Below are 11,475 nucleotides of genomic sequence, written 5' to 3' on the forward strand. Positions count from 1 at the left end.
CCGCAGATGCCGGCGGCGGCCACCCGCACGGCGACCTCGCCCGGGCCCGGCTCGGGCGGGTCGCCGCCGACCAGGCCGTACGTGCCCGGCGCCTCGACCACGAGCGAGCGGGTCACCGGCCCTCCCTCGGCGAAGGGCCGATCCCGGGGCGTGTGTTCTCGGTCCTTTCGCTCATGGACCGGCCGTCGCGCCGCGCGGTCCGGTGCGTTCGGGGTCGCGCAGGTGCCAGTCCTCGGCGAACAGGTCGAACTTCGCGCGTTGCCGGGGGAACCGCTCGCACGCCTCCACGTCGAGCGTCACACCGAGGCCGGGCTCCTGGGGCAGGGCGAAGTATCCGTCGACGACCTCGGGCAGCCCCGGCGCGACCTGTTTGATCGCGGCGTCGGCGAAGTCGTTGAAGTGCTCCTGGATGGAGAAGTTCGGTGTGCAGGCGGCCAGGTGGAGGTTGGCGGCGGTGAGCACCGGGCCACCGACGTTGTGCGGGGCGACGAGCACGTAGTGCGTCTCGGCCGTCGCGGCGAGCTTGCGGGTCTCGGCGATGCCGCCGATGTGGGAGATGTCGGGCTGGATGACGTCGACGGCCTGCAGGTCGAACAGCTCGCGGAACTCGATCCGGTCGTGGATCCGCTCGCCGGTGGCGATCGGCAGGTCGGTGTGGGCGGCGACCTTGGCCAGAGCCCGCGGGTTCTCCGGCGGGCACGGCTCCTCGATCCAGCCGGGGTCGTAGGGGCGCAGCAGGCCGGCGAGGCGGATGGCGGTCGCGGGGTTGAAGCGCCCGTGCATCTCCACGAGCAGGTCCGCCTCCGGCCCGATCGCGTCGCGCACCGCCTCGACGAGCGAGACCGAACGCAGCGTCTCGGCGCGGTCCAGCTCGAAGTGCCCGTTGCCGAAGGGGTCCAGCTTCAGCGCACGGTAGCCGCGTTCGACCACCTTCACCGCCGCGGCGTGGAAGGCCTCGGGGGTGCGCTCGACGGTGTACCAGCCGTTGGCGTAGGCCTTGATCCGGTCCCGGACCTTCCCGCCGAGCAGCCGCCACACGGGCTGGCCGAGGGTCTTGCCGACGATGTCCCAGCAGGCCGTCTCGACGCAGGCGATGCCGGACATGACGATCTCTCCGGCGCGTCCGTAGTCGCCGTACTTCATCCGCCGGACCAGGTCCTCGATGTCGAAGGGGTCCGAACCGGCGATGTGGTTGCGTTCGGCCTCGGCGAGGTAGCCCAGCAGCGCGTCGGTGTGCCCGAGCATGCGGGCCTCTCCGACCCCGGTCAGGCCCTCGTCGGTGTGCACGAGGACGTGGGTGAGGTTGCGCCAGGGGGTGCCGACGACATGGGTGGACAGGCGGGTGATGCGCACGCGGGCCTCCTCGCTGGCCGGGGCGGGATCAGGGCGCGGGCGGCCGGTACCCGAGTCGCTGGGACAGCTCCGCGGCGCCGCGGCGGATCAGCCCGCTCCACTCCTCGCGGCGTTCGTCGTTCCAGCGCAGGCTCGGTGTCGAGACGCTCATCGCGGCGACCATGTCGCCGGTGTGGTCGTAGATGGGGGCGGCGACGCAGTAGACCGCCTCGTTGGACTCGCACTCGTCGTAGGACAGCCCGGCCTCGCGGATCCGCTCCAGGCGGGCGCGCAGCCGTGCGGGGGAGGTGATGCTGTGCGGCGTCATGCCGGGCAGGTCGCGGTCGCGCGGCACGCGTGCGTCCAGGGCGTCGGCCGACAGGCCCGACAGCAGCATCTTGCCCACGCCGGTGCAGTGCGCCGGCAGGCGCCGCCCCACCGCCGAGACCATCCTTACCGGATGGGTGCTGTCGACCTTGGCGATGTAGACGACGTCCGCGCCGTCGAGCACGGCGACGTGCACCGTCTCGTCGCAGTCGGCCGCGACCCGCCGGGCGACCTCCCGCGCCTCATGGGCGAGGTCGAGCTGCTCGGCGAAGACGCTGCCGAGCTGGAACAGCCGCATGCCCAGCCGGTAGCGGGTCGGCTGCCCGGGGACCGGGATGAGGTAGGCGCGTTCGGTGAGCGTGGTGACCAGTTCGTGGACGGTCGTACGGGGCAGCCCGAGACTCTCGGTGATCTCCGGAGCGGACAGGCTGGGGCGGTCGAGGAACAGCTCGAGGATGTCGAGCGCACGGGTGACCGCCGGCACCGTACGTCCCATCATCGATCACCCCGCCGAACGCTGTCCGAAATCTCGGCCGCAGGCTAGGCGTCGCTCGACGGCCGTGTCAACGGCACGTGACGCCCCGGCGCATGGCGTCCTCCCGGCGGAACGGCCGTTGACGCTGGCAGAACACGCACTTACCGTCCAGATGCCGACAGGAACCCAGATCCCGTCCGAAATATCGAACAGGGAGGCGTCGTGACTGAGCGAAGCGAGGGAGCCGGGAACGCGGTCACCTCGCCGGGTGACCCGATGGGCGCCACCCGGCGGTACCTGTCCCTGCTGGGGCTGCCCGAGCGCGATCCCGGTGCGCCGCCGGAGTCGGACCGGCGTTTTCCCGACGGCGGGCAGTACCGGGTGGAGATCCCCTCGGTGGAGGGGCCGCGGGCCCTCCGCGCCGTCGTCGAGGCCGCCCGCGAACACGGTGTGCGGGTGCACCGGATCAGCCAGGGCAGCGGCATCATGCTCCAGACCGACGCGGAGATCCGCGAGATGATCGCCCTCGGCGCCGAGCACGACATCGAGATCTGCCTGTTCGTCGGGCCGCGGGCGTCGTGGGACGTCGGCGTGCAGGTGACCGCCTCTTCCGGCGCCGTCGCGTCCGGTTCGCTGCGCGGCGCCGACCAGCTCGTGTACGGCATCGAGGACGTCGTCCGCGCGGTCGGGCTCGGGCTGCGCAGCGTCCTGGTCGCCGACGTGGGCCAGCTGTGGGTGCTCGGCCGGATGAAGAGCACCGGCGACCTGCCCCCCGACCTGATCTTGAAGTCGTCGGTGTCGCTGCCGGCCGCCAACCCCGCCACCGCGCGGCTGCTGGAGGACCTCGGCGTCACCACCGTCAACCTGCCGGTCGACCTGACGCTCGCGCAGGTCGCCGCGATCCGCGCGGCCGTCGATGTGCCGCTGGACCTGTACGTCGAGGGTGCCGACGACTTCGGCGGGACGGTCCGCTACTACGAGGTGCCCGAGATCGTACGGGTCGCCGCGCCGGTCCACCTGAAGTTCACCGTCCGCAACGCTCCGGGGATCTACCCCTCCGGCCGCCACCTGGAGCCGGTGGCCGTGGCGACCGCGCAGGAGCGGGTCCGCCGCGCGGCGATCGGGGTGGCGATGCTCCGCCGCTACCGGCCCGATGCGGTGGAGAGCACGTCCTCGCGGCTTCTGTCCGCCGATCCTTGACAGGGTATGCACCGGATTCTACGGTCACGGCAAGATATTTCGAACGTTGTCCGAGATATCGAACAACCGCCCGGATCGGGGGCGGGCGGGTGATGCGCGTCCCGAGGTCGGCGCCGCGCGTGCTCGGCCCACCGCCCCTGATCCCGGAGGTTCGTGATGACCCAGGTCCACCCCAAGGTCGAAGAGGCCGTCGACACGCTCGGTCTGGAGGGCGCGACGCGACGGCGGCTCCTCAGCGGAGCGGGCATGGTCAGTGCCGCCGCGGCGGCGTCGGCGCTGCTCGCCGCGTGCTCTTCCAGCAACAAGAAGGACAGCGGCACGGCGGCCAAGGGCGGCGTGGGGCCGTTCCCCTCGACGCCGAAGTGGAAGTTCGTCTTCGTCAACCACGTGACGACCAACCCGTTCTTCACCCCGACCCAGTACGGCGCGCAGGACGCCTGCGCGCTGTTGAACTGTGAGTTCCAGTGGACCGGATCGCAGGACTCGGTCGTGCCGCAGATGGTCAACGCGCTGAACTCGGCCATCTCCGCCAAGGCCGACGGCATCGCGGTGGCGGTCGTGGACAAGACGGCGTTCCGCGCGCCGGTCGACAAGGCGCTGAACGCGGGCATCCCGGTGGTCTCCTACAACGCCGACGGGGCCAAGGGCGACCCCGGCTCGAACCGGCTCGCCTACATCGGCCAGGACCTGTACACCTCCGGCTACCAGCTCGGCCAGCGCATCGCCTCGATCATGCAGGGCGGTGACGCGGTCGGGTTCATCGCCACCCCCGGGTCGCTGAACATCCAGCCGCGCATCGACGGGGCCAAGGACGCCATCAAGGCCTCCGGCAAGCCGATCAACTTCACCTCGGTGGCCACCGGCGCGGAGCTGCCCAAGGAGCTGTCCACCATCGACGCGTACGCCCAGGGGCACAAGAACCTCAAGGGCATGTTCGCCGTCGACGCCGGCTCCACCGAGGGCGTCGGCAAGGTCGTGGCCAAGTACGGGCTCAAGAGCAAGGGCGTGGCCGCGGGCGGCTTCGACCTCAACCCCGCGACGCTGCAGGCGGTCAGCGCGGGGAACCTGGACTTCACCATCGACCAGCAGCCGTACCTGCAGGGCTTCCTCCCGGTACTGTACCTGTGGCTGTACAAGCTGTCGGGCGGGCTGGCGGCGCCGTCGGAGACCAACACCGGGCTGCTGTTCGTCACCAAGGACAACGTCCAGCCCTACCTGGGGACCAAGACCCGGTTCGAGGGCTCCAGCACCCGGCAGCAGCTGCTGAACCACACCGGCCCCATCGTGCACAAGTGATGGGCGGCCCGGTGAGCGAGGCGGAGGCGCCCGGGAAGGAGACGCCGGCGCCGCGTACGCCGCGGCCGCTGGGCCGCGCCGCCGACGCGTTCCTGCGGCGCCGCGAGGCGACGATCCTCGTCGTCGCGGTCGCGCTGCTGATCTACTTCCAGTCGGCCCGCTCGGCGTTCTTGAGCCACGACAACCTGGTGAACATCTCCCAGGGCACCGCGCCGTACGCGATCGTCGCGGTCGGTGAGGTGCTGCTGCTGGTCAGCGGCGAGATCGACCTGTCGGCCGGGATGGTGTTCACACTGTCGCCGTTCCTGATGCACTACATGGTCGACTACTACGGCATGTACCCGATCATCGCGATCGTGGTGGCGCTACTGGCGGGCGCCGCGATCGGCCTGCTCAACGGGGCGGTGACGGTGCTGTTGCGGGTGCCCTCGTTCGTGACGACGCTGGGGACGATGTTCCTGGTGCAGGGCATCACGCTCACCACCTCCCACGCCTATCCGGCGGAGATCCCGCCGGCCGCGCAGGGACTGGCGGGCTGGTTCGGGCACGCGGACTGGTCCGAGCTGATCTGGTGCCTGGTGATCGTGGCGTTCTTCCACCTCGTGCTGATCCGCACCCGGTGGGGGCTCCACACGGTGGCGGTCGGCGGCAACCTGCTCGGCGCGAGCGAGGCGGGCATCAAGGTGACCCGGATCAAGGTCGGCAACTTCATGGTGACGGGCGGGCTGGCGGCGTTCGCCGGCATCCTGGAGGCGTTCCGCACGTCCACGATCGACCCCAGTTCCGGCGGCACCGGCGCGATGTTCACCGCCGTGTCGGCCGCGGTCATCGGCGGCACCGCCCTGGCCGGCGGCTCCGGCACGGTGATCGGTGCCCTGCTCGGCGCGCTCGTGCTGGCCGAACTGCAGAACGGCTTCAACCTCATCGGCATCAGCGCCAACCCGTTCAACATCATCCTGGGCGTGGCGATCCTCGTCTCGATGATCCTCAACGTCCATCTGACGAGGCTGCGAAGGGCGGGCAGGTCATGAGCGAGGTGCTGCGGGCCGAGCACGTGGCCAAGAGCTTCGGCGCGGTGACCGCCCTCACCGACATCGACCTGCGCCTGGAACAGGGCGAGGTGCTCGGGCTGATCGGCGACAACGGCGCGGGCAAGTCGACGCTGATGAAGATCCTGTGCGGGTTCCACCAGCCCGACTCCGGGCGGATCCTCCTCGGCGGGCGGGAGGTGACGCTCAAGTCCGTCGAGCACGCGCGTTCCCTCGGCATCGACACCGTCTACCAGGACCTCGCGCTGATCAACGAGCTGAGCGTCTACCACAACATGTTCCTCGGCCGCGAGCACGTGCGCTGGCCGCTGCTGAACAACCGGGCCATGCGCCGGCTCGCCCGCCGGCACCTGGAGGACATGGGGGTGAACATCCCCTCGGTCGACGTGGAGGTGGCCAAGCTGTCCGGCGGGCAGCGGCAGGCGATCGCGGTGGCGCGCTCGGTCTACTCCGAGGCGAAGATCCTGCTGCTGGACGAGCCCCTCGCCGCGATGGGCGCCAAGGAGGGCGCGCTGATCCTGGACCTGGTCCGCGGGCTGAAGGAGCGCGGCGAGGTCTCAGTGATCATCATCGCGCACAACTACGCGCAGGTCCTGGAGGTCTGCGACCGGGTCAACCTGCTCCAGCACGGCCAGATCACCTTCGACAAGCCCGCCGGGGAGACCTCGCTGCGGGAGCTGACGGACCTGGTCGTGGCCGAGTACCGGGCCGCGCGCACCCGCGGCCCGTCGTAGTGGCACGCTCGTAGGCGAGTCGTCGGCCGTCCCGGAAGGAGAGTGATCGCGGGTGACCGCGGTAGCGAGCGTCGACGCGCGGACCGGTGAGGTCGTGAGCACCGTCGCGCAGGAGAGCACGACCGGGGAGACCGCCGCCGCGTGCGAGCGGGCGGCGGAGGCGTTCCCCGATCTGGAGGCGATGGGCCGGTACGGCCGGGCCGGGCTGCTGCGGGCGATGGCCGGGGCCCTGGAGGCGGCGCGGGCGCGGGTCGTGGAGGACGCCGACCGCGAGGCCGCGCTCGGGGAGCAGCGCCTGAACGGCGAGCTCACCCGCACCTGCTTCCAGCTGCGCCTGTTCGCCGACGTCCTGCACGAGGGCTCCTACGTCGAGGCGACCATCGACCACGCCGGGCCGACCCCGATGGGCCCCCGGCCGGACCTGCGCCGCATGCTGGTCCCGCTCGGCCCGGTCGGGGTGTTCGGCGCGAGCAACTTCCCGCTGGCCTTCTCGGTGCCGGGCGGCGACACGGCCTCGGCCATCGCCGCGGGCTGCCCGGTCGTGGCCAAGGCGCACCCCTCCCACCCGGCCACCTCCCAGCTGTGCTTCGACCTGCTGGGCGAGGCCGTACGGGAGACGCGGGCGCCGGAGGGCACGCTCGGGCTCCTCCACGGCGCACGGGCCGGCACGGACCTGACGGGGCATCCGGCGATCCGCGCGGTCGGCTTCACCGGCTCCTACCGCGGCGGGCGCGCCCTGTTCGACGTGGCGAACTCCCGGCCCGACCCGATCCCGTTCTACGCCGAGATGGGCAGCCTCAACCCGCTGGTGCTCACCCCCGCGGACGCCGCCGGGCGCGCCGCCGAGATCGCCGAGGGGTACGTCGCCTCGTTCACGCTCGGCGCCGGGCAGTTCTGCACCAAGCCGGGGCTGGCGTTCGTCCCGGCCGGTGAGGCGGGGGAGCGGTTCCGCGCCGAGACGGCCCGCCGCGTACGAGACCTGGGCGGGACCGTGCTGCTGAACGCCGGGATCGCCGAGGCCTTCCGCGACGGCGTCGACCGGCTGAGCGGGCAGCGGGGCGTGGAGGTCCTGGCCGCCGGCGACGGACCGCTGGCGCCGACGCTGTTCACGGTGCGCGCGCAGGACTTCGCCGGCCCCCTGCTGGAGGAGTGCTTCGGCCCGGCCGGCGTGCTCGTGACCTACGACGGGCCGGAGGCGCTGCTGGAGATCCTGTCGGGCCTGCCGGGCAACCTGACCGCGACGGTCCACACCGGCGACGCGGAGACGGACCTGCCCGCGCGGCTCGCCACGATACTGCGGGAGCGGGCGGGCCGACTCGTGTGGAACGGCTTCCCGACCGGCGTCGCGGTCAGTCACGCCATGCACCACGGCGGCCCGTTCCCGGCCACGACGAACCCGCTGCACACCTCGGTCGGCACCACCGCGATCCGACGGTTCCTGCGCCCGGTCACCTGGCAGAACGCCCCGGAGGCGGTACTGCCGCCCGAACTGCGCGACGCGGACCCGGGCATCCCCCGCCGCGTCGACGGCGCACTGCTACCCGGCGGGGAACCGGCGGGCGGCTGAGGCACCTGCCCACCCGGCGTTCCGCCCCGGGCACGTGCCGATGGCCGCTGCCCAGCGCGAGCACGGACCGCGCCCGCGTCAGGAGTTCGAGGTGCGGACCGCGACGGTCTGACCGCTCAGCGTCGGCCAGGCCCATACGGTCCAGCGGCTCGAACGGCGCGGCCGAGATGCGCCCCTCGGCCGAGCTGCGCGGCAACCGGATCACCGGGGTCGTCACGACCCGGCCGGTCGTACTGAAGGCCGACGGCTGGGCGACCCCGCACCACCCGCGCGACCTCTCCCGGCCGAAGGGCCCGGCCCGCGAAGGTGCTTCCGGGTCAGCGAGGAGGCCGGGCAGGCCGCGTGGCCGAGCGCGCCGCCCGCCGACGAGGCCCCACCGCGCGACGAGCCGGTGATCAAGGTGCTGGTCCGGGCACCTGATCGAGACGATGCGCCACGGCACCCGGCTGTGGGAGAAGGCCGACGAGGACGCCGTCATCCGGCCGCTGCGGGCGGCCCGCAACGAGGGAGCGGCCACCTTCCACCCATGACACACCGCCCAGGCCGTGGCCCGGCACGGGCTACTGCCCGCCGCGACGTGCCTGCGGCTGATGGCCGCGTTCGGCGAGACGCTCGTCGACGTCCACGCGCGCGGTGTGCGGCATCGCGACCTCAAGCCGCACAACGTCATCCTGGCCCCGGACGGCCCGCGTCTGATCGACTTCGGCATCTCGCCCGTGGCGATGACCAGACGGCGATCGCGCACACCGGTGCGGCGGCCACCCCGCGCCGGAGGTGATCCGCCGGCAGCGGATGAGCCCGGCCGTCGACGTGTTCGCGCTGGCCGGAACGCTCGCGTTCGCGGCCACCGGCCGTCTGGCGTTCGGCGCGGGAGACTCACGCGGGGTGATCTACCGCAGCGTCCACGAGTCCATCGACCTGGCCGGGCTCATCGCACGATGCGCCGATTAGGGCCCCGCCGCAGGGCAGGTGCCGGTGCTGTGCGGAGTCCCGGGCGCGATCACCCGACGACTCGGTGTACCGGCGGCTGCTCGATCCGACCGTGACCCCGCCGCCCGACCTGCCGACGGCCTCGTCCCGCCCGGCCACGACCGGGCGACCGGCGTGTTCACCCGCCCCGCCCCCACCGTCCGCTCCCGCCGAACCCTGCCCGGGGTGATCGGCGGCGCCGAAGGCCGACGGCTGGGCGACCCCGCACCACCCGCGCGACCTCTCCCGGCCGAAGGACCGGGTCCTACGACCTCGGAACGGGCGTGGTCCGCCCGAACGGAGACGCCTAACTACATCGGCTGCGACGGGTTCGCCGTGTCCTGACGGGAGCTACTCGGCGGCGTCCCGGATGGCCTCGGAGGCGGCGCGGCTGGCCGCGGCCAGGTCGGTGTCGCGGCCCTGGGCCTCGCGCGCGTGGTCCTCCCACCAGGACCGGCCGCTCTCGGGGAGCGTGTGGATCGGGTCGTAGTACTCGTACCGGCGCTCCAGGGCCTCGGGGTCGTCGGCCTCCAGCGCGGTGCGGTAGTTCTTCGTCCAGTACGAGATGCCGCGCTCGATGTCGTAGTCGGCGACCTGGTGCACCCAGCGCTTGCCGACGTAGGGCACGTCGCACACGATGCGCGGGGTGGCGAAGCCGGGCAGGTACCCCATGATCCCGTGCTGCAGGCGCTGGGCCTCGGCGAGGGAGAGCCGCCAGTGCTCGCTGAAGGGGATCATGTCGCACAGGTAGAAGTAGTAGGGCAGCACGCCGTTGTCCTGCAGCGCGAAGCACAGGTCCAGCAGCTGCTCGACGCTGGTGTTGACGCCGCGCAGCAGCACGCCCTGGTTGCGTACGTCGCGGACGCCGGCCTCGAGCATGGCCTGGGCCGCCTTGGCGACCAGCGGCGTCATCGACTGGGCCGCGTTGACGTGCGTGTGGATGGCGAGCTGGGCGCCGCGCCGCCGGGCCTTGGTGGCCAGACGCTCCACCCCGGCGCGCACGTCGTCCTGCAGCCAGTGCTGGGGCACGCCCATCAGGGCCTTGGTGGCCAGGCGGATGTCGCGGATGTTGTCGATGTCCAGCAGCCGGTCGACGAAGGTCTCCAGGCGCGCCCACGGCATGTTCGCGACGTCGCCGCCGGAGACGACCACGTCACGGACCTGCGGGGTGCGGCTCAGGTAGGCCAGCATCTCATCCAGCCGGTCGGGCTGCTTGAGGGCGAACTTGTGCTTGTCGATCTGCGGCGTGGAGTTGCCGACGAGGTCCATGCGGGTGCAGTGGCCGCAGTACTGGGGGCAGGTCGGCAGCAGCTCGGCCAGGACCTTGGTGGGGTAGCGGTGGGTCAGGCCCTCCACCGCCCACATCTCGGCCTCGTGCAGGGAGTCGCGGCTGGCGAACGGGTGCGAGGGCCAGTCGGTGCGGCGGTCGCTGAACACCGGGAGCATGTAGCGCCGTACCGGGTCGGCGTAGAACGCCTCGGTGCTGTCCACGTTCATCGTGTTGAGCATCTGCGGCGGCAGCAGCATCGACATGGTGGCGCGCTCGCGCTGGTCGCGCTCCAGGTCGGCGTAGAACTCATCGCTCAGCAGGTCGCCCATCAACGTGCGCAGCTGGCGGACGTTCTTGACGCAGTGCGCCCGCTGCCACTGCGCGGACTCCCACTCCGCCGTGGTCACCTCGCGCCAGCCGGGGAAGCGACGCCAGTCGGGCTCGATCAGCTCATGGCGCTGATACGTGTACGGCTGGAGGCGGCCATCGAGGGACACCACCGTGTCTTCGGCGAGAGCGGTCACGAGCTTCACCCCAAGTCTGTCGCGGAGATCGCGGATGATGTTCACTGTCTGCGGGACCATACGGGAAATTCTTTCTCTAAACTAGGTTCCCCCAGCAGATATTCCACTACACGCTACCTGAGGTGAGGGATGAACAGCTCTCCGGTCGGCCTGCACCGGGTCCTGGAGCCGCCCGGCGTACTGCCGCAGGCGGCCCGCCGTCTCGATCCCGATCCGCGGATCGCCGAGGACGAGGTCCGCGTCCGCCTCGAACGCCTGAACCTGGACGCGGCCTCCTACCGGCAGCTGCACACCGCCCACGACGGTGATCCGGACGCCATCCGCGCCGAGGTCCTGGAGATCATCCGGAGCCGCGGCAAGATGCACAATCCGGTCACCGGGTCGGGCGGCATGCTCATCGGCGTCGTGGACGAGGCCGGCCCGAAGTCCCCGCTGGGCCTGGAACCCGGCATGCGGATCGCCACCCTGGTCTCGCTGACCCTCACACCGCTGCACGTCGAGGACGACCTGCGCCGCTGGGACGGCCGCGGCGAACAGGTCCCGGCCGAGGGCCACGCGATCCTGTTCGCCCGCTCGATCGCCGCCGAGCTCCCGGCGGACCTGCCGCCCGGCCTGAGCCTGGCCGTCATGGACGTCTGCGGCGCGCCCGCGCTCACCCACCGGGTCGTCGCCGCCCGTACCGTGCCGGCCGTCGCGCTGATCGCCGCCGCGGGCAAGAGCGGGTCCCTCGCC

At 71.9% G+C, this 11,475-nt stretch carries 10 protein-coding genes and 1 pseudogene; 8 read left to right on the plus strand and 3 right to left on the minus strand.

Annotated elements, in window-relative coordinates:
• Nucleotides 1-171: 171 nt before the first annotated feature.
• Nucleotides 172-1,353 (minus strand): mandelate racemase/muconate lactonizing enzyme family protein, encoded by a 1,182-nt coding sequence (locus tag ACFFNX_RS29225; protein WP_378208952.1) that lies wholly within the window; start codon nucleotides 1,351-1,353, stop codon nucleotides 172-174.
• 28 nt (nucleotides 1,354-1,381) lie between these two features.
• Nucleotides 1,382-2,155 carry an IclR family transcriptional regulator gene (locus ACFFNX_RS29230; protein WP_378208954.1) on the minus strand — a complete coding sequence of 258 codons (774 nt, stop codon included), beginning with the start codon at nucleotides 2,153-2,155 and terminating at the stop codon, nucleotides 1,382-1,384.
• 201 nt (nucleotides 2,156-2,356) lie between these two features.
• Here ACFFNX_RS29230 and ACFFNX_RS29235 point away from each other — a divergent pair, with 201 nt between their 5' ends.
• The 7 genes and pseudogenes from ACFFNX_RS29235 (at nucleotide 2,357) to ACFFNX_RS29265 (ending at nucleotide 8,931) form a co-directional block, all read left to right on the plus strand.
• Nucleotides 2,357-3,334, plus strand: a complete 978-nt coding sequence (locus ACFFNX_RS29235) for a U32 family peptidase (RefSeq protein WP_378208956.1) — start codon at nucleotides 2,357-2,359, stop codon at nucleotides 3,332-3,334.
• Between the two features lie 156 nt (nucleotides 3,335-3,490).
• Nucleotides 3,491-4,630, plus strand: coding sequence for a sugar ABC transporter substrate-binding protein (locus ACFFNX_RS29240; protein WP_378208958.1), 1,140 nt, complete (start codon nucleotides 3,491-3,493; stop codon nucleotides 4,628-4,630).
• Nucleotides 4,631-4,641: 11 nt separating this feature from the next.
• Entirely contained in the window at nucleotides 4,642-5,661 is a 1,020-nt protein-coding gene (locus ACFFNX_RS29245; RefSeq protein ID WP_378208960.1) for an ABC transporter permease, read from the plus strand.
• Complete coding sequence (locus tag ACFFNX_RS29250; protein ID WP_378208962.1) at nucleotides 5,658-6,413, plus strand: ATP-binding cassette domain-containing protein; 756 nt, start codon at nucleotides 5,658-5,660, stop codon at nucleotides 6,411-6,413. Before ACFFNX_RS29245 ends, ACFFNX_RS29250 begins: the two co-directional genes overlap by 4 nt.
• Nucleotides 6,414-6,465: 52 nt before the next feature.
• Nucleotides 6,466-7,980 (plus strand): aldehyde dehydrogenase (NADP(+)), encoded by a 1,515-nt coding sequence (locus ACFFNX_RS29255; protein WP_378208964.1) that lies wholly within the window; start codon nucleotides 6,466-6,468, stop codon nucleotides 7,978-7,980.
• Between the two features lie 590 nt (nucleotides 7,981-8,570).
• Nucleotides 8,571-8,642, plus strand: a pseudogene (locus ACFFNX_RS29260) (hypothetical protein); the annotation flags it as partial.
• Nucleotides 8,643-8,772: 130 nt separating this feature from the next.
• The gene (locus ACFFNX_RS29265) at nucleotides 8,773-8,931 is read left to right on the plus strand and encodes a hypothetical protein (protein WP_378208967.1); all 159 of its coding nucleotides are present in this window, start codon (nucleotides 8,773-8,775) and stop codon (nucleotides 8,929-8,931) included.
• A gap of 369 nt (nucleotides 8,932-9,300) precedes the next feature.
• Here ACFFNX_RS29265 and ACFFNX_RS29270 read toward each other — a convergent pair whose 3' ends face one another.
• The gene (locus ACFFNX_RS29270; protein WP_378208966.1) at nucleotides 9,301-10,803 is read right to left on the minus strand and encodes a KamA family radical SAM protein; all 1,503 of its coding nucleotides are present in this window, start codon (nucleotides 10,801-10,803) and stop codon (nucleotides 9,301-9,303) included.
• 69 nt (nucleotides 10,804-10,872) lie between these two features.
• Here ACFFNX_RS29270 and kdd point away from each other — a divergent pair.
• Nucleotides 10,873-11,475 (plus strand): L-erythro-3,5-diaminohexanoate dehydrogenase (gene kdd / locus ACFFNX_RS29275; protein WP_446678531.1); only part of this gene is annotated, 603 nt, incomplete at its 3' end.

Origin of the sequence: Actinoallomurus acaciae (genome assembly GCF_042429965.1) — a bacterium.
Lineage (GTDB): Bacteria > Actinomycetota > Actinomycetes > Streptosporangiales > Streptosporangiaceae > Actinoallomurus > Actinoallomurus acaciae.